We start from the raw sequence: 24561 nt of genomic DNA on the forward strand, positions 1-24561 counted from the left end.
TCCGAGCCTAAATGCCTGTCAACATATGTAAATTCAAAGCGCTTTTTTTAGTTTCATTATTTTTTCCAGGCGCGTTGTTTGCGCAAAAAACCTTCAATGTCACGATTGAATTAGATAGTAGCATTAATCCGAAAAAAGTTCATTATCAATACGATAATGGGAAAAGTACAATATTTGTACCTGATACCTTTGGTAACAACCGAACCATCGTATTACGTGGTGCGTATTATTCGCCATACACAGCGCTTAATGTAAATTACAGCGATTCCGCCAAGAACTACTTTGGCAATGACTTCTTTTTAACTGATACGCCTGCCAAAATTGACTTTTACTTTAAGCCAAATATGGACGGTTCGTTAGACTATTCACATGTTGAAAACGCTGTGAGGGTTTATGATACAGTTGATAATAAAATATTGCTCGACCTTTGGGCTTTCACAAAAAAGGAAGGTATAGCACTGGGTGCTTTTTTTAACCAGAACAAGGGGGCACTTGGCCGCAACGACTCAATTAAACGGGAGTTTGTCAAACTGTACAAAGCCCGGGTTAAACGCGCCATGTTATTTTTGCAGAACTATCCAGGCGATTACTTTTCATTTTGGTATTTCCGTAACCAGTTGGTGCAGTTACCTAACGGATATCTGAACCGGGATACTGCTTTTCTAAAAGAACAATTGACTTATTTTAATACGATTTTTCCGGCAAAATTTACTAAAAGTATTGAGGGACAAAATTTGAAGGAGATATTCGATGCCGTCCTAAGCCCCGTAAAAACGGGCGAAATGGCCCCAGCATTCTCTTTAATTGATGTTGACGGAAGAAAAATTGATTTGACAGCGCTGAAAGGTAAATATGTACTGCTTGATTTTTGGGCTACCTGGTGCGGTCCATGCATGGCCGAAATTCCCTTCATAAAGGAGATAAGGAAAAAATATCCTGCAGATAAACTGGTAATTATCGGGATGAGCCAAGACAAAAACAAGAAAGCCTTTGCCGATGCGATAAAAAAAGAGGGAATGAACTGGCTACACTTTTTTGACAGTGAAGGCGATATTAGCAGGCTTTATGGCGTGAATTATTTCCCAACGCTGATATTAATTAACCCTATTGGAAAGATAATTTACCTGAGTGATGGAAAACTGGAGGATAAAGATGCTTTGCGGCCGGTATTGACACGATTCCTAGATTAAAAGGATTTGCAGGATTCAGCTCCATCGAGGGTAATCCTGCAAATCCTTTTAATCGCTAAAGCGTGTTATTGATTTTATTTACAGGATAATATTTCAATTGAAGGCAATCCTGAAAATCCTGTTAATCGCTAAATCGTGTCTAATCCCTAAATCTCAGTCTTTATTTCAAACTTATCCATATCCTTCAAAAAAGGCAGTGCACGGCGTGTTTTCTTCACTTCCTCAGCAATAATGGTAAATGTGTACATATCCTCTTCGTCGCGTTTGTAATAAACCACATTGCCATTCGGGTCAATACAGGTAGAATCGCCGGAGTGGTAAACTTCATTTCCATCGTGACCTACACGGTTAACGGCTATAACATAAGCCTGGTTCTCGATAGCGCGGGCGGGGATCAGCGCACGCCAGTGCGCAATGCGGCGTTCGGGCCAGTTGGCCACGATCAGCAGTAAATCATATTCGGCGTCAACATTGCGCAGCCATACCGGGAAACGCAGGTCGTAGCATATCATGGGGCAAACATTCCAGCCGTTAAGTTCAACTATTAACTTTTTGGTGCCGGGGGTATAGGTTTGGTGTTCTTTGCCAAGCGCAAACAGGTGGCGCTTATCGTAGCATTCATAGGTGCCATCGGCGCGCATCCATATTAAGCGGTTATAAAACTTGTTTTCATCCTTTATAATAATGCTGCCGGTTATCACGCATTCATATTTGGCTGCAATTTTTTGCATCCACTTCATGGTTTTACCGCCCATTGGCTCGGCCAGCTTTTCGGCTTCCATGCTGAACCCGGTGTTAAACATTTCGGGTAAAATTATCAGGTTTGTTTTTTCGCGGATATTGGAAAGTTTCAGTTCAATATTCTGCAGGTTCCTGTCAATATTTTCCCAATATAAGTATCCCTGGAAGACCGTAATTTTTAAATTATCCATTTCGTGCGCAGTTCATAGTTGATGGTTCATAGTTCATAGCAACATGGCCTAAAACATTGGCATCAACCCGGTAAACAATTAAACAATAACAAGTAAATCTATCCTTATAAGCAAAAGTTTTATCAGAACCGGCCAATTAGCTATTTAACAATAAACGAAATCCGAAATTCCTCAATCCCGCATATTAATGTACTGCAAGGGCTGGCCAAAGTCATCCTTGCGACAAAGGGCTATAACAGCTTGTAAATCATCAATTTTTTTGGCTTGAACGCGTACCTGGTCGTCCATAATTGAGGCTTGCACCTTCAGTCCGCTATCTTTTATCTTTTTAACAACTTTTTTTGCCGCTTCTTTATCAAGTCCTTCCTTGATTTTTATCTCTTTACGTATCATGTTTCCCGAGGCGGATTGCACGTTGCCGTCTAAATCCAAAGCTTTAGGGTCCAGGTTTTGTTTTACCATACGGCTTATAATAGCATCGCTGATAGCCTTTAACCGCATATCATTTTCCGTAACCACGGTTATCACGTTGGTTTTTTTATCAAGGTCGATAGTGCTTTTGGAATCGTTAAAATCATAACGGTTCAAAATCTCTTTTTTTGCGATGTTAATGGCATTATCAAGCGTTTGGCCATCTATTTTGCTTACAATATCGAAGGTTGGCATAATTCAAGGTAAATTTGGTGTGGGACAAAAATAGTGAATTTTAGTTCATAGTTGATGGTTCATAGTTCATAGCCGATGCAAAGACATTCATAGTTGATAGTTCATAGCTGCTGCAATTTTGCCGATAGGCCTGTACTTGCTGTCTTTTTACCATTAACTATGAACCATCAACTATGAACTGGATGAACTAAATAATAAAAACACATTAACATACCAATGAGTTAATATTAAGTTAACATTTAAATAAGCAGATTTGTAACCAAGGCCGGGGCCGCTCCCTTTTTATATGGATATTAAGCACATACCTTTAATTAATCGTGAAATTAGCTGGTTATACTTTAACGACCGCGTTCTGCAGGAAGCCGCCGACCCCTCTGTTCCGCTGATTGACCGGATAAAGTTTCTCGCTATCTTTTCATCAAACCTTGATGAATTTTACCGCGTCAGGGTCGCAACACTAAGTCGCCTTGCCAATTTGAATGAAAAAGCTAAGGAAATTTTAGGTTATAACCCCAAGAAAGTCCTTAACCAGATAAAGAATATCGTAGTAAGGCAGGAGCGCAAGTTTAACAACCTATACGAGAATATTATTGTAAAACAGCTTGCCGAAGAAAAGATATTTATATTGAACGACAAGCAACTCAACGTAAGCCGCGGCGAGTTTGTGAAGCGTTATTTCAGGGAAAGCTTGCTGGCAACGCTGGTTCCTATCATGCTCGATGAAAGCCTGCCGCTTCCCGAACTGCGCGACAGGGCGATTTACTTTTTTGTAAAGCTTACCAAAAATAAAAAATCGAGGCTGGCGCTTATTGAGTTCCCGGATAGCTTGCCCCGTTTTATAGTACTTCCGGAGACTAATAACTTGAAATTTATCATCTTACTCGATGATATTATCAGGTATAGCCTTGAGGATATCTTCTTCATATTTGAACATGATTCGGTCGAGGCTTACTCCATCCAGCTTACCCGCGATGCAGAACTTGATCTGGATAAAGAGGTAAGCGAAAAATTTATCGATTCGCTTTCAAAAAGCCTGCAAAAGCGTAAAAAGGGCAAACCGATGCGTTTGTTGTACGATTCGGAAATGCCGCTGGATATGCTGAAGTACCTGGTAAACAAAATGGGGCTGAGCGGCGAAAGCCTCATTCCCGGTAACAGGTATCATAACTTTAAAAATTTTATTGCATTCCCTAACGTGGGCAGGCCTGAACTGGAGTACGAAAAAACTGTCGCTTTGCCTGTTGATGGCCTGTCGTTTGGTAAGAGCCTGATGGGCATGATCGCTAAGAAAGACTACCTGATCAGTACACCTTATCAGTCATATGATTACGTGATCCATTTTTTGCGCGAGGCGGCTATCGACCCAAAGGTAAAAGAGATCAGTATTGCCGTTTATCGCCTTGCCGAAAATTCGCGCATAATGCATGCGCTGATGAGCGCCGCCAAGAATGGTAAAAAGGTAACCTGCCTGGTTGAGCTTAGGGCCAGGTTTGATGAACAAAACAATATATCCTGGAGCCGCAGGCTGGAAGAAGAGGGCGTTAATGTGCTTTACGGCATAGAGGGCTACAAAGTACACTCGAAAATTTGCCTGGTGATGCGGTTAGAAAAGGAAAAACCAGCTTATTACGCCTGCTTGTCAACAGGGAACTTTAACGAGAAAACTGCCCGAATGTATGCCGACCATACCTTGCTTACTGCCAATAAAAAAATAACCGCCGACCTCGTAAATGTTTTTAAGGCATTGGGCAAGGGAGTGTTACCCAAAGGACTGAAAAGCCTTATCGTATCTCCGATTGACGCGCGGCCTGCAATTTATAAGCTGATTGACAATGAGATAAAGAACGCTAAGGCTGGCAAAAAGGCTTACATGATATTGAAGATGAATAGCCTTGCTGACGAGCAATTGATAGCCAAGCTATACCAGGCCAACAATAGCGGGGTTAAAATAACGCTTATAATAAGGGGAATGTGCTGCCTGATAGCGGGCATGAAGGGCTATAGCGAAAATATAGAGGTATTAAGTATAGTCGATAAATACCTGGAGCACGCGCGTGTGCATATTTATTGCAACGGCGGCAATGAGCTTATTTACCTAACATCGGCCGATTTTATGACTCGCAATATCGACACCCGGGTTGAGGTTGGCTTCCCGATATACGACGAGCACTTAAAGAAAGAGGTGCGGGATATTATTGACTTGCAACTAGAGGATAACACCAAATCGCGCGAGATAAATAGCCACAACACTAATAAATATCACAAAACAAAGTCAGACCACCCTCAACGGGCACAGGTCGACATTTATAATTATTTGAAATATAAAGTACAATAAAAATTGAGATACGCCGCGATAGATATAGGTTCGAACGCAGTCAGGCTACTGATTGCTGACATCATTGAAAACAATGGTTCTGTTTCCTTTAAAAAAAATACACTTATTCGGGTTCCGTTGAGGTTGGGTGATGATGCCTTTTTGGATCATAAATTATCCGACAAAAAAACGGCCGACCTCATTAAAACCATGCAGGCTTTCAGTAAATTAATGGAAGTTTATAAAGTGGTTGATTATATGGGTTATGCTACTTCGGCAATGCGCGAGGCGAATAATGGGGGAGAGATAGCTAAACAAATAAAAACAGAGGCCGGGCTGGATATTGAAATAGTGCATGGACAAAAAGAGGCGGGGATGATTTACGCCAGTCATGCTGAACAAACTATAGATAAAAGTAAAAACTACCTTTATATTGATGTAGGCGGCGGCAGCACGGAATTGTCGTTTTTTTCGTCTGGCGAAATGTGGGCTTCACAGTCGTTTAATATCGGCACCATCCGCATGCTCGATAACCAGGATACCGAAGAAAACTGGAACGATATGAAGGATTTTATTCGCGAAAATACAAAGCAATTTAAAGTGATATCGGGTATTGGTACCGGCGGAAACATCAATAAGCTATATAAACTGTCGGAAGAAAAAGATAAAGCGCCTTTAACTTTTGGTAAATTAAAAGCCCTGTACAGTTATTTAACTTCCTTTTCGCTTAAAGACAGGATAAATGTGCTGGGTTTAAACCAGGACCGTGCCGATGTAATTATACCTGCCTGCGAGATTTATATGACCGTTATGAAGTGGGCGAATATTAAAAATATATATGTGCCCACTGTTGGTTTGGTTGATGGTGTTATTCAAACACTTATTGAAAAAAACTTTCCAAAGGCCGGTTAAATTTATTTTAAGAAATTATTTAAAAATTAAAAAACTTATTATTACTTTTGTAGTGCCCTCTCAAAGGGCATGTTTTTCATAGGTAGATGTAGGGTCGAGTATTTATATTCGACCCTTTTTTTGTGCCTTTAAGTCTGTAGATTTGTCGCTGTATGGAAATGAAGAAAAAGATTGTAGTTGCAATTACAGGCGCCAGCGGCTCTATATATGCAAAACTATTGCTCGAAAGGCTGAGGGTATTGCAGTCACAAATCGCAGAAGTGTCGGTTGTGATGTCTGACAACGCCAAAGATGTCTGGAAGTTTGAGCTGGATAACGAAGATTATAACAGCATCCCATACAAAATATATCCTAAAACTGATTTTATGGCGCCGTTTGCGTCCGGGTCGGCAAAGTTTGATACCATGGTTATAGTGCCTTGCTCAATGGGCACCCTTGGCCGTATTGCAGGCGGAATATCCGACGATTTGATTACCCGCGCTGCCGACGTGATTTTAAAGGAGCGCCGCAAGCTGATACTGGTAGCTCGCGATATGCCCTTCAACCTTATCCATATCCGCAATATGCAAACTGTTACCGAAGCAGGCGGAATTATTTGCCCGGCCATACCATCGTACTATAGCAAGCCGCAAACTATCGAAGATTTGGCGATGACGGTAGTTAACCGCATTATTGATCTGATAGGCTTGGATAATGAGAGTTATCGCTGGGGGAAATAGATTCAGTTTAATTCAAACCCTCCACAAACACCGGCGTTTCAGTCACTTCTAAAGTAATTTTTCCATTTGTGGTGTTCACCTGTTTGCTATCCATCATATCAGCGCCAATTTTTAAGTTGTGGATGTTTGCTTTTTTAGCGCCACCTAAGTCAAGCGTATAGCTGGCTTTTCGGTTTGTTTCGTCGGGGATGGTTAGTACATACATGGTTTTATTACCCAGTTTGTATTGGTCAACCAAAGGATCGTTGCTAATGGTTTTGATATAGTTATAGTTGCCCATCAGCCTGGTGGTTTGCAGGATATAATCTGCGGCAGGTCTTCTCTTTATACCTTCGGCAAGGCCCGAGGTGGCGTATTGCGAGGTGCCACCGGCGTGGTCGTCAAACAGTTGATAAAAAAACACCCGTTTAACACCGTAGCGGATGTACAGGAGCGAGGTGCGCAAAATCCAATCGGCCTGGTTCGCAAGCACAGTTTTTAAACCTATCGATTCGGCTTTTTGATAGCTTTCCTGGTTGATGTCATACCCCGTTTCGGTTACCCAAACTTCGGGATGTCCAGGCAGGGAATTTGCCAGTTTTACAAACTGGTTCGCAACCTCGCCGGAAATAGACAATTCCGGCGCAATACCGGTGGTTGCCTTCTTTTGCTTACGTACATCGCCGTTATTTGAGTACAGGTGATAATTAATCACATCGAAACATAAATTAACGCTGCCGTCAGCTTTGAGGCCACGGTTTGTCCTGCACCAATCAATCATGCGCTGCACAAATTTTATGTCGGCAGTTGCCAGGCCGCCCATAACCACCTGCATATTGGGGTCGGCGGCTTTTACGCCAACGCCCTGCCCGAGCTTGCCCATATTGCCGTCATAAAACGCCGACATGTTTACCGCATATTGCTCAGCAGTTTGATGGGTTTCGTCGCCACCCCACCAGCGGTCGCGCTCGTTGCCGCATTCAATATATTTTAGCAGGCCCATGCCAACCAGTGGTTCATTCGGTATGTCCCCGTTCCAGCGTTTGCGGGTATCAACTTTTATTAGCGATTTATCGATGTTCTTGTTATAGCCATACCTCGCCGCTAACTGGAAAGCCATTCGTGCCTGGTCGACGTACGATGCCGGGTCGTTAAGGCTTTGGCCGTATGGTACCGGCGCATTGTCGTTATCGCGCGAGCTTGCCGGATAAGTGTTTTGCAGCCAATCCGGAATGTTTTTTAAATCCGCCAAAACTAAAATACCATCCTGCTTACAGCGCTGGTAAATCAGGTCTTCATTCCAGCCTCCGTTATTGGTGGGGTTAAAGGTGTAATTGCCTTTGGTGATTTCAACCCGGTTCCAGTTAAGATAATGCCGCATGCCCGAGAAGGTTTTAATCAGCGACATGTTGTCTTCGTAAATGTGCCTGCGGTCGTTGGGACTGCCTGGGTTCTCCAAAAAGTTCCATTCGTAACCATTTATGCCAAAAATATTTTTTAACGGTACATTATTATTGCTGTGATCAGTATTAAGTTCAGGCTGATTTTTGGCGTCTATTTTATTGGTATCGGGACTGCTTGCCGCTTTGTTTAAATATTCAACACTATCCACTGTAGCTTTTGAGCCCGAACGGCAATTGATATTAAAAAAAACGATGGTTATAACTATAGCAGCAGGCTTGTAAAAGTATCTCCAATTCATAGATGCGTGTTCGCGTTACCGTGTAAATTTAAACATAAAACCGCCCTAATCATCTATCGTAATAGAGTTTAGGGGTGCGGCTTATACGGATTCAACCCGTCTGTGGTTATAGAAACCGGATTAATTTACTTCAAATTGTAGCGCACTCAAATATCTGTAAAGCCCCTGCTCGTTTGCAAGTAATTCCTGGTGACTGCCCGACTCCACAATCTTGCCTTTCTCCAGCACAATTATCTTATCCGCTTCCCGGATGGTCGAAAGGCGGTGGGCAATAATGATTGATGTACGGTTTTTCATTAATTCTTCCAGTGCCTCCTGCACCAAACGCTCCGATTCCGAATCTAATGATGATGTGGCTTCATCAAGTATCAGTATCGCCGGATTTTTTAGCAAAGCCCTTGCAATGGCTATGCGCTGCCGTTGGCCTCCTGATAATTTCACCCCGCGTTCACCAACAACGGTATCATATCCTTGGGGGAACGACATAATAAACGCATGCGCATTTGCGCGTTGGGCTGCCTGTATAATTTCATCTTCTGTGGCGATAAGTTTTCCGTAGGCGATGTTTTCTTTTATTGTACCGCCAAACAGCAAAACGTCCTGCGGTACAATGGCTACCTGGTTACGAATGTCGGTTAATGAATAATCCGATGACGGCATGCCGTCGAATGATATAACGCCGTTTTGTGGGTGATAAAACTGCAGTATTAAAGCCGCCATGGTTGATTTACCTGAACCGCTTGGGCCAACTATCGCCACGCGCTGCCCGGCATCGGCATCAAACGAGATGTCGTTCAAAACCGTTAATTCCGGTCTCGACGGGTAGGCGAACTCCACGTTTGTGAATGACAGGTTACCTTTTATTTTTTGCTGGATGATGTTATCCTTGTCGTTGATAGATACGTCTTCGCCTTTTTCATCCAGGATTTCCAGCACCCGCTCACTGGCACCAACAGCTTTTTGCACATTGGCATACAGATCGGGGAAACTGCCCATGGCACTGCCTACAAAGGTGGCATACAGTGCAAAAGTAAATAACTGGCCAACCTCCAACTCGTGGTGGCTCACCAGGATACAGCCATAACCCACAATGGCAACCACGGCGCCGAATAAACAAAACACGATAAAGGATACAAATATGCCGCGATATTTTGCGCCTTTAATGGCTATATCGGCCACATCGCGAATGTTTTTGCCGTAGCGCCCGGCTTCAAATGCCTCGTTAACAAAAGCCTTTACATTAGCTATACCCTGCAGGGTCTCTTCAACTATCGTGTTCGATTCTGCCAGCTTATCCTGTGCCTGCCGCGACAATTTGCGAATGAATTTGCCAAAAAATATGGCGAAAACAATTAGCGGCGGTAACAGCACCAGCAAGGCAATTGCAAGTTTTACAGATATTATTGCCATAGCAGCTATCCCGCCTATTAATAAAACCGCCTGCCTTATCATTTCGGCGATGGTGGTGGTCAGTGTATCCTGTATTTGTGATAAGTCCGCCGAGATGCGACTGTTTAGTTCCCCAACCCTGCGGTTCGAGAAAAAGTTCATGGGCAGGGTTATCAGCTTAAAATAAGTATCGCGCCGTATATCGGCCAATGAGCGTTCAGCTACATTTACAAACCACAATATCCTGAAAAATGAGACAAAGGCCTGCACAAATAATACGCCAAAGGCAAGCTCCAATATGCCCTTTATAGTGCCCGGTAACCAGGGATTGGTATGCGCTCCTTTTGCGGTATCAATTAACCCGCCAATAAATGCCGGGAATGCCAAACCAACCAGGCTGGATAAAAACAAGAACACCAAACCCGCTATAAACCTTGCCCGGTAAGGTTTAATATAAGCCAGCAGCCGTGAAATTTTATGCAGCGTTTGCCTGTCTAGTTTTGCTTTGGGTAATTCAGCCTCGGGTGCATTGCTGCTGTTTAGTCGTCTTCGTGCCATTTAATGTAGTACTATTTTAAAGATTAAGACGATTGGCGTTTAAAAACATTTTAACCGCCATAAAGATAACTATAAACTACCTGCGACTGCTGCTTTTGCGGCTTGTGCTGCGTTTACTTTTTACGGGTGCAGGTTTCTTCCTGCGGAACAAAATCATCAGGAAAATTAAAGCGGCCAATACAATTATGGCGATGATCATCATTTTTCGCAGTTCCGCTTCGTGTGCATTGTCTGTTTCAGCTTCCAGTTTTAAGGCATCTATTTGCGCCCGCAGTTTGTTGATGGTTGACATGTAGCCGAGCGTACTGTTCTCGGTCTCATTAGTATGCGTCAGTACCTGTTTTTGTTGAAAAGTGCGGTACTCGAGCAGGATTTTTAACTCACTGTAGATGTCGTTGTCGGTTTTAACAATGTCCATCAAAATTTCGTTGGAGCTACGGATATCTTTTTTTGTTTGTAAGCCGAATATGCCGGTGTGTTTGCCGAGACTTTCATCGTATTGCCCAAACTTCACTGCGCGCTGGGCAAGCATGGTGTTTATTTTTTTACGCTGGAGCTGGTAGGCAAGGGAATCAGTTTTGAATTGGGCAGATGCTCCGAAAAATAAAAACGATAAAATAATCGGCAGGAAGCTTTTCATTAACCCTCAAAATCAATAATCACACTATCACCTAAGCCCAACCCGAGTAAGCCGCTGGCATTGCCTTTATTGATCGCAATTTCCAAATGGTCGCTTATACCAAACAGGCAAAGTTTTTCACCTTCGGGTACTTCGTTGTAGTGCCAGCTGAGGTGATTGATGGTTTCGTTACGCTTAAATGATAGCGTAAAGCGCCGGTTTTGCTGTACCCGGTTGAAGAACTCTTTAGTAATATTGGTAATTACGTTTTGGAACGAATCGATATAAATAACTACGCCTTTTATCAGGTTTTTTTCGATAACAGGTTGCAGGTTCATTTTTTTCTCAAAGTCGCTCACGGGCAGGCCTATTTTAGCAAGGGTGCCTCCCTTTGCGAGGTGACAGGCAGCTTTTACAAAAATATCAGCCAGCGGAAAGTGCAGGAACTTTAAATCCTGCATGATGTTTAATTCAACAATTTCTTCCGCATCTTCCTCAAACATCAGGCTGAAAATCCCATTATCGGCGCCAACAAAATAATGATTGCGGTATTTCACAGCCAGGTAGCGGGTCTCGGTATTAAATACGGTATCAATACCTATTAGATGCACCGTTTCGTCCGGAAAATAATAAAAACTATTTTTTAATATGAAGGCGGCCTGCTGTATATTGTAGGCGGCAACGCTGTTGGTGATGTCAACAATGTTAACGGTGGGCAACAATTTTAGGATACTGCCTTTAAGGGCGGCCTGATAAATATCTTTATCGCCCAAATCAGTAGTTAAAGTTATTATTGCCATTAATTTTTTAGATATTTATCGCTAATCTTGTACGTGCATTTAGTGCCTACAAATATTCAATTTTAATTCATAAAAATCTGCAACTAAAAATCAATTTGTATTGAACGAGCTTAAATTGTCAATTGAACAAATCAACCCGGCAGTGCTATGGGGACCTAATAATGATCATTTTGAGATCATTAAAAAGCAGTATCCAAAGCTAAAAATAGTGGCCCGGGGGAACGAGGTGAAGGTATTGGGCGACGATCACGAGCTGAATATATTCCAGGAAAAGTTTCAACACCTGCTGCAGCATGTTGAGAAATATGAAAATTTAAACATCACCGACCTTGAACGCATTCTTGGGTCAAGCATCGAAGCGCCAAAGGCGGATACCTCGGCAGATAAATTTGCCAGCGGCGAGGTTATCGTGTTCGGCCCCAATGGGGTGATGGTAAAAGCACGTACCGCCAATCAGCGTAAAATGGTTGACTGTATCAATAAAAGCGACATTCTTTTTGCCATAGGCCCCGCAGGTACCGGTAAAACTTATACAGCTGTTGCTTTGGCTGTAAGGGCGCTTAAAAATAAAGACATCAAACGTATCATATTAACCCGGCCCGCAGTCGAAGCAGGGGAGAACCTGGGCTTTTTGCCAGGTGATCTTAAAGAGAAAATTGATCCGTACCTGCGCCCTTTATATGATGCGCTTGATGATATGATACCGGCTGAAAAACTGAAATTTTATTTGGAAAACCGTACCATCGAGATCGCACCATTGGCATTTATGCGCGGCCGTACGCTTGACAATTGCTTTGTGATACTGGACGAGGCCCAAAATGCTACCGACATGCAGTTGAAGATGTTCTTAACGCGTATGGGGCCGTCGGCTAAGTTTATTGTTACGGGTGACGTTACCCAGATAGATTTACCGAAAAAGCAACAATCAGGTCTGCATACTGCGCTGCGAATATTAACCGATATCAACGGAATTGAAATCGTGTACCTAAGCGGCGAAGACGTAGTAAGGCACAAATTAGTAAGGAAAATATTAGCTGCTTACGGCGATATACAATAGAGAAGGTTCATAGTTCATAGTTAATGGTTCATGGCCATTTTAGTATGAATTGTGGATTTGAGTTAATTATTGACACGATAGATCAGGCCGCGGTAGCTGCTATGAACTATCATCTATGAACCATGAACTAACACAATGAACGCAATAAAACAAACCAACTTCAGCTTCCCGGGCCAAACCAGTTTTTATAAAGGAAAGGTAAGGGATGTTTATACAATTGATAATAAATACCTGGTAATGGTGGTTAGCGACCGCATATCGGCTTTCGATGTGGTGCTGCCTGAGGCAATCCCTTACAAAGGGCAGGTGCTGAACCAAATTGCAGCTAAATTTTTAGCAGCAACGTCAGATATAGTGCCTAACTGGGTGGTAAGCGTGCCCGACCCAAGTGTAACTATTGGCCGCATCTGTGAACCATTTAAGGTAGAGATGGTAATACGAGGATACCTGGCCGGTCACGCCTGGCGCGAGTACAGCGCAGGCAAGAGACAGGTTTGCGGTGTTAGCCTGCCCGAGGGGCTTAAAGAAAATGATAAGCTTCCTGAACCGATCATTACACCTACCACCAAAGCATCGGTAGGGCACGATGAGGATATATCAAAAGAACAAATACTAGCGCATGGGATCGTTTCGGCCGGAGACTATGAGCAATTAGAAAAATACACCCGCGCATTGTTTGCCCGCGGTACCGAAATTGCCGGCAAACAAGGTTTAATTTTGGTAGATACCAAATACGAGTTTGGCAAGGTTAGTGATACCATTTATTTGATAGATGAGATACACACGCCCGACTCATCAAGATATTTCTATAGTGACGGTTATAGCGAACGCCAGCAAGCCGGCGAGCCTCAAAAACAGCTTTCGAAAGAATTTGTAAGGAAGTGGTTGATTGAAAATGGTTTCCAGGGAAAAGACGGTCAGGTAGTGCCGGAAATGACCCCAGCGATTGTTCAATCTATCTCTGAGCGCTATATTGAGCTTTTTGAACAAATTACAGGTGAGCAATTTGTTAAGCCCGGTGGGGAAAATGTATTAGCCCGGGTTGAAAAAGCTATAAATAATGAGCTTGCCAGTTTGTAATTTTTTTTATTGTCGACAAAATAATTATATCTTTAGCCTTTAATTTAAACAAGAAAATGAAATTTACGGTTGACAAGCACGAGAAATATATTCTGTTAAAGCTGAATGAATCAAAATTGAATTCATTAATAACGCCACAGCTTAAATCTGAATTGATATTAATCAATACTGAAGGCCAGCGGAATATCATTTTCGATCTTTCACAAGTTAAGTTTGCCGACTCATCAGGACTAAGCAGCTTATTAGTTGGGCATCGCCTTTGCAAAAATGCCTCAGGCACATTTATACTTACCGGCCTTAACGAACCAGTTGCCCGTTTAATAACTATTTCCCAGCTCGATAGTGTGTTGTCAATTGTGCCTACATGCGAAGAAGCTATCGATTTAGTTTTTATGGAAGAAATAGAAAAAGAACTAAAAAGAGAAGCAAAATAAATATTCTGTTTGTTTACCAAGTATGAAATTTGAGGTAACAATACTTGGCAGCAGTTCTGCAACCCCCATTTTTAATCGAAACCCAACGTCACAGGCGGTCAACATAAATGATCGCTGGTATTTAATTGACTGTGGCGAAAGCACACAGCAGCAAATGCTGCGCTTTGATATAAAAGCCAGTAAAATAGACCATATTTTCATCAGCCATTTACACGGCGATCATTATCTTGGCCTGGTAGGCTTGCTTTCGTCACTGCATTTAAACGGACGTATTAAGCCGCTGCATATTTATTGCCCGGCACATTTGAAAGAGATTATTGATATACAACTACTCTATTCAGAAACAACCATTCAATACCCGTTAGAGTACCGTTTTACTGATGCCGAAAAGGTTGAAGTTTTGTTGGACAACCAGGATATCACCGTTGAAACAATACCACTCAATCATCGCATTGCCTGTACCGGTTTTCTGTTTAAAGAGAAAAAACGTTTGCGCAAATTAATGAAGGAAAAGATAGAGCGTCTTGGAGTCCCGATACCTCATTATTCAGCGCTTAAAAAAGGGGAAGATTACATTGCTCCTAACGGTGATGTTTACAAAAACGATACGCTCACAACAGATTCAAGCAACCCTAAATCATATGCTTATTGCTCAGATACCATGTACGATGAGCGGTATTTTAAACAGATAAGTGATGTAACCATGTTGTATCACGAGGCTACCTTCCTGGATAATATGCTGGACAGGGCGCTCGAAACTCACCACACCACTGCACTGCAAGCCGGCGAAATTGCGCTAAAAGTAAATGCAAAGCGATTGTTGATCGGCCATTTCTCGGCACGCTACAAAACGTTAAACGAATTGTTGGAAGAAGCCCAAAGCGTTTTCAAGGATACGGAACTAGCGATTGAAGGCAGGACGTTTATTATCGAGTAGAACTGTCCGAGAGACCGAAAGACTGATTATTTGACGAGCGAAACCCAACTAAACAAAAATTCCGGAAACCATCTTTCGGACTTCCGGACTTTTCTGACTTTCTGACTAATTAGTCTTTCTTCCCGCCAAACACCGAAAAGCTGACATATCGCTTCGGATGGGCTTTCAAATCGATAAATAAGGCATTAAGATTAGCTGTAGCATCCTTCAGGTTGTTGTACATCTTATCGTCGTGCAGTAGCAGGCCAAGCGTACCCTGGCTGGTATTTATTGAGGCTATGGTTGCCTGCAAGTCTGCCATGGCCTTGTTGGCGTTATCAAGCGTCTGTTTAATGTTCGCTGCAGCAATATCATTACTTACTTTTTGGAAATTGCTGGTGATACCGGTTAAGTTAGCCGTGCTGTTTTTTAAATTACCCGATACTGTTTCGGCATTCGCTAATATTCCGTTTATGTGTTCGGTTTGACCACCTACCAGTGCGTCAATTTTTTTGGTAGTGCCTTCCAGTGTTTGCAGGGAGTTTGCGATACTTGTGAAGCTCCTGTCGACATTTCTCTGGAAATTGGGGTTCAAAATTTTATTTATTGATGCCAGCGACGAATCGAGCTTGTTTATCAGGTTCTCGGCTTTCATTTGTATCGGCTGCAGGCTTTCGGCCAGGCTGCCCTGGATATCGGCACGAAGTGTGTCGGTATCATCTGCAAAGGTATTGCTGTTGCCGTATTCAAATACAATAGCCTTACCACCCAATAGGTCGGTGCTAACCAGTTTTGCCAGCGTGTTTGAAGGTACGTTATACTTACGGTCTACCTTAAACTCAACAACGGTGTGCCCATCTTGCCTTAAGGTCATTTTTGCCACATTGCCGATAGGAAACCCATTTACCAATACTGGTTTGGAAACTGAAAGCCCGTCAACGCTCCTATACACTGCATAATACTTATTTGAGCCGCTAAAAACGTCGTTTCCTTTTAGAAAACTGTATCCAAGTATAAGCACGGTAATTCCGATGGCCGTTAGCGCGCCTATTTTAGTTTCGTTTGATATTTTCATAGTGGTGTGATGGCTGTTGAAATGTTGTAACGTTGAAAAGCTGTAAAGTTAGAATTATTTTGTTCGTCTTCCTGACACAACTCTATAACCAATTATTGCGATACTTGTTCTACCTCGGCCTTATAACTTCCTAAGGCCCGTACTATAGTAGCTACTATTGCATCCTGGCCGGCTTCGGAGTTTAAGTAGTCTTCTTCCTCATGATTATTTATAAAGCCGGTCTCAACCAATACTGCCGGCATTGCGCTGTGGCATAAAACTAACACGCCTTGTTCTTTAACCCCATCGCTGCGGCGTCCATCGCCTTCGGTAAACTCGGTATTAAGCATATTGGCAAAATGTATGCTTTGTTTGCGGTATTTGGCTTTAAATGCGTTTATGGCTATAATAGAAGCAGGATCGTCAAGTACATTTTGCTGCTCACTGTTGTCTTTTTCCTCAAATAAGTTTTCGCGTAAGGCTTCCTGTTCTTCTTCAGACCGATGAAAACCATAAACCAGGAACAAAACGCCTTTACCCGAGCGGTCAGGAACGGAATAGCTCTTATATATAGCTTTACCCCGTTTATGGCCAACAACTTCGCGAACACGCCTGTCTGAGAGTGAATTGCAATGGATTGATATAAATAAGTCGCCCTTATTTGAGTTAGCAATTTCTGACCGCGTTTTTAAGCCAACGTCGGCCTCGGAAGTGCGGGTCATTACCACTCTCAGGTCGGGTATATCTTTTTCTATCGCCTTTTGTAATTTAAGTGCTATGGCAAGCGTTACATTACTTTCTGTAGAATACGAGCCGGATGCACCGGAATGGGAGCCGTTGGGACGTGTACCATGCCCTGCGTCAATTACAACTGTTTTAAGCTTGTACCCGGCAGTAACCGTATCATGCTTTACAGGATTAATTATTGCAAACGAAAAACAGGGTAAAGATGTAAGTAAAACCGATAAACCGTAAATCAATCTTTTCAATGCCTTATTTTTCATTATTTTTGAACGCTGTTAACTATATCTGCAAAAATACTATTCATAATCAATTTTGAAATTCACAAGTCTTTTTTTTCTGATTGCAATACTCTTAATAGCAAATGTGATGGCTTCATCACGTACCGGCTATAGCAACTATTATACACTAAAAACGGATACAACTAAAAAATCTGATACAACTAAGACTAATAAACCTACTAAAGGTAAAAAAACTAAATCAATAAAGGGCACAAAAACTACAGGTGCCCCCAAAGACACCAGTAAGGACGCCTCTGCAGGCGACTTAAAATCGGAAGTAAAAACGCATGCCGACGATTCGGTGATAACAGATAAGGTGCACGATATTACCTATTTATATGGAAGGGCGCGCGTTACATATGAGGATTTTGAGCTCGATGCCGACTATATCCGGCTCGACCAAAAAAGACACCTGATATTTGCTAAAGGCAGTATCGACCCTTTAACTAAACGGTATGTAGGCAGGCCTATCTCCAAGCAAAGCAAAGACAAACCTGTTGAATCAGACTCATTATTGTTCGACTATAAAACCAAAAAGGGGCTGGTTTATAACCCGTTTTCGAACCAGGACGGTAATTACCTGTCGGGGGGTGAAGTAAAAAAGCTTAACGAAACGGAGGTGGCCTATCACAATACAATTTTTAGTACCTGCGATTTACCACAACCCGATACGCACTTTGGAATTGTAATAACGAAGGGCATCGGCGAAAAAAACAGGATAATATCGGGGCCTGCCTATCTCGAGATAGAAGGAATTCCGCTGCCGCTGGCTATTCCGTTTGGTTTTTTTCCGAAACCTGACACACGGGCGTCCGGCGTAATTATTCCCACATTTGGCGAGGATCAGAAACTTGGCTTTTACCTTCGGAATTTCGGTTATTACATAGGCATAAGCGACTACCTGGATTTAACTACCATGGGTACGGTTTATTCAAAAGGTTCGTACGAGTTAAATACAACTGCGCATTATTTAAAAAGATATAAATACGGTGGTACGGTTTCGTTAAGCTACGGTTCGCACAACTACGGGCTTGAAGGCGATCCGGCCCAAAAGGATTTTAACATTACCTGGTCACATAGCCAGGATCCTAACGCACATCCGGGAAGTACTTTCAGTGCGCAGGTAAATGCTGGTACTTCAACGTATTATCGCAACGACCCAGCTCAAAACAACTATAATCTTAACTCATTAACACAGAATAACTTACGATCTTCAGTCAACTACAGTAAAACCTGGGCCGGTACTCCGTTTAACTTAAGCGTAGGCTTATCGCATAGCCAGGATTTGAGCGCAAAAACGGTGACCTTGCAATTGCCAACACTTAGTTTTACTATGGCTTCTATTAATCCATTCGACTCAAAAGACAGGGTAGGTGAGCAAAAATGGTATCAGAAAATCAGCCTGAGTTACAGCCTGACAGCCACAAACGAAGTGGATAACATACCGGAATCCCAGTTATTTAAAGGCAGTATTTTAGCAAAACGACTGCAAACCCGTGCGGTGCACCAGATACCCTTAGGCATCAGTTTAAACGTGGCCAAATATTTCCAGTTTAGCAGTTCGGCCAACTATACAGAGCACTGGTATTTACAGTCGATAAACGAGCGTTATGTGCGTGGCGGTGTAATAACAAACGGCATTATACCGGACGCGAATGGTCTTGTACGTGATACGTTAAGCGGCTTCAAAAGAGCAAGTTCTTATAATTTTAGCACAGGTGTATCAACCAAGGTGTACAGCACGTTCAACTTCAAAAAAGGTAACCTGGTTGCCATACGGCATGTGATGACGCCATCCATCAGCTTTAACTACAGTCCCGATTTTGCCGACCCAAGTTTTGGTTATTACAAAACGGTTGTAAATAATGCACTGATTCCGTTGCCTGCGCACACCAGCACCTATTCTATTTTTCCGGATAATTTTCCTTCAGCCGGCAAACAGGCCGGTATAAGCATCAACCTGGATAACACCATCGAAATGAAGTTAAAGCCCAAAGCCACGGATACGTCGGGAAAGGCGAGAAAAGTGCATTTAATTGATGGTTTTTCTTTATCGACTTTTTACAATTTCGCCCAGGATTCGTTGAGACTTTCGCCCATATCGTTTTCGGCACATACGGCAATCTTAAACCAAAAAGTCAACCTGAGTATATATGGGTCGCTGAACCCTTATAAAGTCCTGGTAATTGATACGATACAAAACCAGCAGATAACAAAGTTTACCCGGGAAATAAACAAGTACCAATTCCCGAAGCTTACCAGCATCAGCTTTTCAATGAGTGGTAGTTTGAATTCGACGTCGTTTAAACCGCATTTGCCGGTCACGCCACAAAATACGTTGCAAACCATCACACCCCAACAGGCGCAAAGGCTGGCTTTTATTAACAGCGACCCAAGTGCTTACGTTGATTTTAACGTGCCGTGGAACCTTTCGTTCAATTATAACTTCAGCTTTAATAATAATATTATCAGCACAAATTCAACCAACACAGTAATGTTAAGCGGCGACGTAAGCGTAACCAAGGGGTGGAAGATACAATACAATACCAATATCGATTTAAAAGCGGGCAGGCTTGCCGTAAGTTCATTTTCGATATACCGTGATTTACATTGCTGGGACCTCAACGTGCAGTGGGTACCATTTGGCATATATAAATCATACAACGTTACTTTAAAGGTTAAGGCTGCAGTTTTGCAGGACCTTAAACTGAGCAAAAGAAGCGACTACACCAGCAGTTCATACTTTAACGGCAATCGATAATGCTTGCAGAAATAATTACCATAGGCGACGAAATACTCATAGGCCAGATTGTTGATACCAACTCGGCATGGATGGCGGCTAAACTAAATGACATAGGTATCAGGATAAAACAAATTTCGTCGGTATCTGACGACCGGCAGCATATTTTAACCGCATTGGCGGAGGCGGCGAACCGGGCCGATGTAATACTGATAACCGGCGGACTTGGGCCAACCAAAGACGATATCACCAAAAAAACACTTGCTGAGTACTTTAACGTGGGCATTGTTGAAAATATGGATGCGCTGGCAAATGTTGAAGCCATTTTCAGGAGGATAAGAGGTACGTTAACTGAACTACTCGAAGTAAACAAACAACAGGCTTTGGTACCCGAAAATTGTGAGGTTATACTGAACGATAACGGTACAGCGCCCGGTATGTGGTTTAATCATAATGGGAAAATCTATATGTCGATGCCGGGTGTGCCGCATGAAATGATGTACATGATGGAGGAAAAGGTAATCCCGAAGCTTAAGGCATCATTGAAACTGCCCTATATTATTCATAAAACCATACTAACGGTAGGAGAGGGCGAATCGTACCTGGCGCAACGCATTGCCGATATTGAGGATGAATTGCCGCCGTATATTAAACTGGCCTACTTGCCCAAACTTGGCCAGGTTCGGCTAAGGCTGAGCGGTTATAGTGAAGATGAAAGCCTGTTAAGCGCTAAGGTAAATGAATTTGCTGCCCGGATAGTTGAGCGCGTGAAAAACGTTGTGGCCGCCGAAGAAGACATTACCATAGAAAAAGCGATACTCAACTACATGGCTGCAAAAGGCCTTACCCTATCGACTGCCGAAAGCTGTACAGGCGGGTATATCGCTCATTTAATTACTTCGAATGCCGGCTCATCCAAAGTATACCTTGGGGGGGCTGTCTCCTATTCAAACGAACTAAAAGAAAGCGTGCTGGGCGTTAAACATGAAACCCTGACGCAATTTGGCGCGGTAAGCGAAGAATCAGTTAGGGAGATGGTTGAAGGTGCGCTAACAAATTTTAACTCCGATTATGCCATAGCTGTTACCGGTATTGCCGGGCCGGATGGGGGCACGCCCGACAAGCCGGTTGGGACAGTGTGGATAAGTGCTGCCAGGGCAGGCAAAACAATGGTAAAGAAATTAACATTTGGGAATAAACGCCGCCAAAACATCGAAAGAAGCGCAATTTCAGCCTTAAATATGTTGAATACTTTACTGCACGATTACGATAAATAACCGGAAATTCCGCTAATTTTGGGCTTGAATTGATATGTTGTTATATGGCGAATTATAAACTGTTACTGCCAAAAATGGGCGAAAGCGTTGAAGAGGCAACGATAATCAGATGGACCAAAAATCCGGGTGATTATATAGAAGCCGACGAAACAGTAATGGAAATTGCTACCGACAAAGTAGATTCGGATGTTCCGTCGCCGGTATCGGGAAAACTGGTTGAAAAGCTTTATAAGGATAACGATGTTGTTAAAGTTGGTGCTGTAATAGCGATAATTGAAACTAACGAACCTGGAGGCGAGTCCGCACCAGCTATAAGCCAGGTGCTGGAGCAACCGGTTCAGCATACGCCGCCGCCAGTGCCGGTACAACAAATACCTGATGAACCGATACAGCACACTCCGCCACCAGTACCAGCAGAGCACACTCTACCACCCGTGCCGGCCCCTCAGCCTGAGTCGAAGCCCGTTGAAGAGATAAAACCACCGGTATTCAGCGAACAAAGAAGGGAATACGCCGAGCCTGTTGCTGTGCCATACACCGAACAATTGCAACCAAAGGTTGAAGATAAAACAGACGATGCCCAGAAAGCGGAATCGCGGTTTTATTCGCCGTTGGTAAAAAATATAGCTGCCCAGGAAGGTATCAGCAATGCGGAGTTAGATAAAATTCCGGGTACAGGCGCTGAGGGCCGTTTGACAAAAGACGACTTGCTGGCCTACGTTCAGAACAGAGCGCAAAACGGGCAACCGGAAACTACGCCTGTTGAAGAGCCAGTTGCTCCCGAAACTCCAAAACAGGAGCCTGCACAAGAGACCGATCCAGTTGCTGTTGAAGCGCCAACGCCTCAACCAATTGCCGAAGCGCCAAAATCAGAGCCGGTAGTTGAGGCTCCAAAGCCGCAGCCAATACCTGCCGCCGCAACTCCGGAGCCAACTACTCAACCAGAGCCTGCCGAAATAAAAATGGCTAAAGGCGTTTCGTTATCAAGCGGTGATGAAATAATTGAAATGGATAGGATGCGCCGCTTAATTGCCGACCATATGGTGATGAGCAAGCAAACCTCGGCGCATGTTACATCGTTTGTTGAGGCCGATGTTACCAACCTTGTTTTGTGGCGCGAAAAGATAAAATCGAGCTTTGAGAAACGCGAGGGACAGAAGATTACATTTACGCCGATATTTATTGAAGCGGTTGTAAGGGCCATTAAGGACCTGCCGATGATAAACATCCAGGTGAACGGCAACCAGATTATAAAGAAGAAGGATATTAACATCAGCATGGCTACCGCCTTGCCAAGCGGTAACCTGATAGTTCCGGTTATAAAACGAGCCGATGAATTGAACCTGGTTGGTTTAACCAAGGCTGTTAATGATTTAGCCAGCCGCGCCCGTGAAAATAAACTGAAACCTGATGATGTACAGGGTGGCACCTTTACGCTTACCAACGTAGGTACCTTTGGGAATGTTATGGGTACACCGATAATAAACCAGCCACAAGTAGCCATCCTAGCCGTTGGTGCGATCAGGAAAAAGCCCGCAGTAATTGAAACTTTACAGGGGGATATGATAGGCATTCGCCACATGATGTTCCTTTCGTTATCATACGACCATCGCGTTGTTGACGGTGCGCTTGGAGGGTCGTTTGTAAGGCGTGTTGCTGATTACCTCGAAAATTGGGAGACCGACAGGGAGTATTAGCCCCCTTAAGGGGTAGTTTGAATAGAATATTTAAAGTTCCACCTGGTTAGGCGGGACTTTTTTGTTTTATACTATTATCAAAAACACCAACAACGTTTTTGACGCGCTTTCTCTTTAAGTTAATTTGCAATCTCAGTAGCAACACTAAAACGACACCAATATAAAATAAAAGTCGGTTATTCAATTGATTTGGCCGGCCGGTGAGATCAGTTCGCGGCGGCTTTTTTTCAATAGTACAGCCCATAAAATCATATGTTTATAGGATGTATTCATAAAAAATAATACGCGATTTTTGCTATTGAAACCATATGATAATTATAGCTTTATTATATGATTATATGCCATTGCTTATTGATTTTTAACCCTTTATCAAATTATTATGAAACAAAGATTTTTAATTCTAATAATGGGTATTGTATTGATCATTACCTCATGCAAAAAACAAAGCAGCAATGGACCGGCAACCGGTTCGACCAAACTCGCGGGTGCAAATGGAACAGAGATTTATAGTGGACCCTCCGACCCGTCAATCACAACGGGCACGCCAGGCGACTATTATATTAATCTTTCCACGGATATGCTTTTCGGGCCGAAAACAGTAGGAGGGTGGGGCACCGGCGTTCGTCTCAGTGACGCTAGTTCTAATGCGGCAGCCATCAATGCTGCTTCCGCATCACAGCTTTATAACGGAGTCGGTGCCCCGGCCGCTAACTTTGGTGCAATTGGTGATTTTTATCTTGATACAGTGGCTTATCTTCTCTATGGTCCGAAAACGGCCTCGGGTTGGGGCGTGCCCACCAAAGTACAGGCGCCTGGAACCAATGCCGGTGTAAAGACTGATGTTTTTTCAATCGGCGGCAGCAATTGGCTTTGGAATAGTGCATATGTTTATGAAACAGGCCCAGGAAGCTACACTGAATACTTTACCCGGTATTACGTCCGTTTAAACAATACAGTGACACAGGACGTGCTTGACAACGGCATGGTGCTGGTGTATATGCAACCCAGCCCGGTAAATAATCCCAATCAATGGGCGCCGGTGCCGTACCAGTTTGATTCAAGTTTCGGCTACACCGACAATTATGTTTATGTTACTTCGCTAGGTGTAGTTACACTCCATTATTTTTTTATACAGACAGATCCCAGCACTACATTACCTACACTGTCAACCTATAATGATGAGGTGCGCAAATTCAAGATCGTGACCGTAACTGGACAAGCCGGTGTATTTATGGCACAGCACCATGTCCACCTGGATAATTATCAGGAGGTAAGCAGAATTACCGGCCTATGGCAGCAAGATGCCAAATAGCGACACCTGTTTGGTTTCAAGATAGCCGCTGCGAAATTTTCGCAGCGGCTATCTTGTGTAAACGCTGAATATAATAACTTGACAAAGGAGGAAAAAATTATGCCTAACAGCAGCTTAAAACACAAATGAGATGGTAAAAATGCGCTGAGCTATGTGCGGTAAAGGTAACTTGCCCCTAACTTTGATAGTAGG

At 43.1% G+C, this 24561-nt stretch carries 20 protein-coding genes; 12 read left to right on the top strand and 8 right to left on the bottom strand.

All coding sequences use genetic code 11. The features are described 5' to 3' along the window. Nucleotides 1-11 precede the first annotated feature (11 nt). On the top strand, nt 12-1190 hold the full coding sequence (locus NAF19_RS25440) for a TlpA family protein disulfide reductase (RefSeq protein ID WP_252793181.1): 1179 nt from the start codon (nt 12-14) through the stop codon (nt 1188-1190). Nucleotides 1191-1336: 146 nt separating this feature from the next. Here the strand turns inward: NAF19_RS25440 and NAF19_RS25445 are convergent, their stop codons facing one another. After that, nucleotides 1337-2122 (bottom strand): amidohydrolase, encoded by a 786-nt coding sequence (locus NAF19_RS25445; protein ID WP_252793182.1) that lies wholly within the window; start codon nt 2120-2122, stop codon nt 1337-1339. Nucleotides 2123-2293: 171 nt separating this feature from the next. Further along, complete coding sequence (locus NAF19_RS25450; protein WP_252793183.1) at nt 2294-2788, bottom strand: YajQ family cyclic di-GMP-binding protein; 495 nt, start codon at nt 2786-2788, stop codon at nt 2294-2296. 286 nt (nt 2789-3074) lie between these two features. Here NAF19_RS25450 and ppk1 point away from each other — a divergent pair, with 286 nt between their 5' ends. From ppk1 to NAF19_RS25465, 3 genes are all read left to right on the top strand, one after another. Beyond that, nucleotides 3075-5123, top strand: coding sequence for a polyphosphate kinase 1 (gene ppk1, locus NAF19_RS25455; RefSeq protein ID WP_252793184.1), 2049 nt, complete (start codon nt 3075-3077; stop codon nt 5121-5123). 3 nt (nt 5124-5126) lie between these two features. After that, nucleotides 5127-6014, top strand: a complete 888-nt coding sequence (locus NAF19_RS25460; protein ID WP_252793185.1) for a Ppx/GppA phosphatase family protein — start codon at nt 5127-5129, stop codon at nt 6012-6014. A gap of 158 nt (nt 6015-6172) precedes the next feature. Continuing rightward, nucleotides 6173-6733: a UbiX family flavin prenyltransferase gene (locus NAF19_RS25465; RefSeq protein WP_252793186.1), complete on the top strand. Its 561-nt coding sequence runs from the start codon at nt 6173-6175 to the stop codon at nt 6731-6733. A gap of 7 nt (nt 6734-6740) precedes the next feature. On the opposite strand, the gene NAF19_RS25470 is transcribed toward NAF19_RS25465, so the two are convergent. From NAF19_RS25470 to NAF19_RS25485, 4 genes are all read right to left on the bottom strand, one after another. Further along, complete coding sequence (locus NAF19_RS25470; protein ID WP_252793187.1) at nt 6741-8414, bottom strand: hypothetical protein; 1674 nt, start codon at nt 8412-8414, stop codon at nt 6741-6743. A 120-nt stretch (nt 8415-8534) separates the two neighbouring features. Next, nucleotides 8535-10361, bottom strand: coding sequence for an ABC transporter ATP-binding protein (locus NAF19_RS25475; RefSeq protein ID WP_252793188.1), 1827 nt, complete (start codon nt 10359-10361; stop codon nt 8535-8537). 76 nt (nt 10362-10437) lie between these two features. After that, on the bottom strand, nt 10438-11001 hold the full coding sequence (locus tag NAF19_RS25480; RefSeq protein ID WP_252793189.1) for a hypothetical protein: 564 nt from the start codon (nt 10999-11001) through the stop codon (nt 10438-10440). Next, on the bottom strand, nt 11001-11780 hold the full coding sequence (locus NAF19_RS25485) for an SAM hydrolase/SAM-dependent halogenase family protein (protein ID WP_252793190.1): 780 nt from the start codon (nt 11778-11780) through the stop codon (nt 11001-11003). Before NAF19_RS25485 ends, NAF19_RS25480 begins: the two co-directional genes overlap by 1 nt. 100 nt (nt 11781-11880) lie before the next feature. On the opposite strand from NAF19_RS25485, the gene NAF19_RS25490 reads away from it, so the two are divergent. The 4 genes from NAF19_RS25490 (at nt 11881) to NAF19_RS25505 (ending at nt 15288) form a co-directional block, all read left to right on the top strand. Further along, the gene (locus NAF19_RS25490) at nt 11881-12837 is read left to right on the top strand and encodes a PhoH family protein (RefSeq protein ID WP_252793191.1); all 957 of its coding nucleotides are present in this window, start codon (nt 11881-11883) and stop codon (nt 12835-12837) included. 135 nt (nt 12838-12972) lie between these two features. Beyond that, the gene (locus NAF19_RS25495; RefSeq protein ID WP_252793192.1) at nt 12973-13917 is read left to right on the top strand and encodes a phosphoribosylaminoimidazolesuccinocarboxamide synthase; all 945 of its coding nucleotides are present in this window, start codon (nt 12973-12975) and stop codon (nt 13915-13917) included. Between the two features lie 56 nt (nt 13918-13973). Continuing rightward, complete coding sequence (locus NAF19_RS25500; protein WP_252793193.1) at nt 13974-14351, top strand: STAS domain-containing protein; 378 nt, start codon at nt 13974-13976, stop codon at nt 14349-14351. Between the two features lie 22 nt (nt 14352-14373). Further along, entirely contained in the window at nt 14374-15288 is a 915-nt protein-coding gene (locus NAF19_RS25505) for a ribonuclease Z (protein WP_252793194.1), read from the top strand. Nucleotides 15289-15397: 109 nt separating this feature from the next. On the opposite strand, the gene NAF19_RS25510 is transcribed toward NAF19_RS25505, so the two are convergent. Beyond that, the gene (locus tag NAF19_RS25510; RefSeq protein WP_252793195.1) at nt 15398-16342 is read right to left on the bottom strand and encodes an MlaD family protein; all 945 of its coding nucleotides are present in this window, start codon (nt 16340-16342) and stop codon (nt 15398-15400) included. 92 nt (nt 16343-16434) lie between these two features. Next, complete coding sequence (locus NAF19_RS25515; RefSeq protein ID WP_252793196.1) at nt 16435-17325, bottom strand: N-acetylmuramoyl-L-alanine amidase family protein; 891 nt, start codon at nt 17323-17325, stop codon at nt 16435-16437. 106 nt (nt 17326-17431) lie between these two features. Here NAF19_RS25515 and NAF19_RS25520 point away from each other — a divergent pair, with 106 nt between their 5' ends. The 4 genes from NAF19_RS25520 (at nt 17432) to NAF19_RS25535 (ending at nt 24369) form a co-directional block, all read left to right on the top strand. Then, nucleotides 17432-20104, top strand: a complete 2673-nt coding sequence (locus NAF19_RS25520) for a putative LPS assembly protein LptD (RefSeq protein WP_252793197.1) — start codon at nt 17432-17434, stop codon at nt 20102-20104. Next, nucleotides 20104-21360, top strand: a complete 1257-nt coding sequence (locus tag NAF19_RS25525) for a competence/damage-inducible protein A (protein ID WP_252793198.1) — start codon at nt 20104-20106, stop codon at nt 21358-21360. The genes NAF19_RS25520 and NAF19_RS25525 overlap by 1 nt, the downstream gene beginning before the upstream one ends. A 44-nt stretch (nt 21361-21404) precedes the next feature. Next, nucleotides 21405-23057 (top strand): dihydrolipoamide acetyltransferase family protein, encoded by a 1653-nt coding sequence (locus NAF19_RS25530; protein ID WP_252793199.1) that lies wholly within the window; start codon nt 21405-21407, stop codon nt 23055-23057. 379 nt (nt 23058-23436) lie between these two features. After that, nucleotides 23437-24369, top strand: a complete 933-nt coding sequence (locus NAF19_RS25535) for a hypothetical protein (RefSeq protein WP_252793200.1) — start codon at nt 23437-23439, stop codon at nt 24367-24369. Nucleotides 24370-24561: the final 192 nt, after the last annotated feature.

Origin of the sequence: Mucilaginibacter flavidus, assembly GCF_024055575.1 — a bacterium.
GTDB classification, from domain to species: Bacteria; Bacteroidota; Bacteroidia; order Sphingobacteriales; family Sphingobacteriaceae; genus Mucilaginibacter; species Mucilaginibacter flavidus.

Bases quoted from the DNA above. Each gene is read 5' to 3' on its own strand.
- NAF19_RS25440 (WP_252793181.1), top strand. From the start codon at position 12: ATGCCTGTCAACATATGTAAATTCAAAGCGCTTTTTTTAGTTTCATTA.
- NAF19_RS25445 (WP_252793182.1), bottom strand. From the start codon at position 2,122: ATGGATAATTTAAAAATTACGGTCTTCCAGGGATACTTATATTGGGAA.
- NAF19_RS25450 (WP_252793183.1), bottom strand. From the start codon at position 2,788: ATGCCAACCTTCGATATTGTAAGCAAAATAGATGGCCAAACGCTTGAT.
- ppk1 (WP_252793184.1), top strand. From the start codon at position 3,075: ATGGATATTAAGCACATACCTTTAATTAATCGTGAAATTAGCTGGTTA.
- NAF19_RS25465 (WP_252793186.1), top strand. From the start codon at position 6,173: ATGAAGAAAAAGATTGTAGTTGCAATTACAGGCGCCAGCGGCTCTATA.
- NAF19_RS25470 (WP_252793187.1), bottom strand. From the start codon at position 8,414: ATGAATTGGAGATACTTTTACAAGCCTGCTGCTATAGTTATAACCATC.
- NAF19_RS25475 (WP_252793188.1), bottom strand. From the start codon at position 10,361: ATGGCACGAAGACGACTAAACAGCAGCAATGCACCCGAGGCTGAATTA.
- NAF19_RS25480 (WP_252793189.1), bottom strand. From the start codon at position 11,001: ATGAAAAGCTTCCTGCCGATTATTTTATCGTTTTTATTTTTCGGAGCA.
- NAF19_RS25485 (WP_252793190.1), bottom strand. From the start codon at position 11,780: ATGGCAATAATAACTTTAACTACTGATTTGGGCGATAAAGATATTTAT.
- NAF19_RS25495 (WP_252793192.1), top strand. From the start codon at position 12,973: ATGAACGCAATAAAACAAACCAACTTCAGCTTCCCGGGCCAAACCAGT.
- NAF19_RS25500 (WP_252793193.1), top strand. From the start codon at position 13,974: ATGAAATTTACGGTTGACAAGCACGAGAAATATATTCTGTTAAAGCTG.
- NAF19_RS25505 (WP_252793194.1), top strand. From the start codon at position 14,374: ATGAAATTTGAGGTAACAATACTTGGCAGCAGTTCTGCAACCCCCATT.
- NAF19_RS25510 (WP_252793195.1), bottom strand. From the start codon at position 16,342: ATGAAAATATCAAACGAAACTAAAATAGGCGCGCTAACGGCCATCGGA.
- NAF19_RS25515 (WP_252793196.1), bottom strand. From the start codon at position 17,325: ATGAAAAATAAGGCATTGAAAAGATTGATTTACGGTTTATCGGTTTTA.
- NAF19_RS25520 (WP_252793197.1), top strand. From the start codon at position 17,432: ATGGCTTCATCACGTACCGGCTATAGCAACTATTATACACTAAAAACG.
- NAF19_RS25525 (WP_252793198.1), top strand. From the start codon at position 20,104: ATGCTTGCAGAAATAATTACCATAGGCGACGAAATACTCATAGGCCAG.
- NAF19_RS25530 (WP_252793199.1), top strand. From the start codon at position 21,405: ATGGCGAATTATAAACTGTTACTGCCAAAAATGGGCGAAAGCGTTGAA.
- NAF19_RS25535 (WP_252793200.1), top strand. From the start codon at position 23,437: ATGAAACAAAGATTTTTAATTCTAATAATGGGTATTGTATTGATCATT.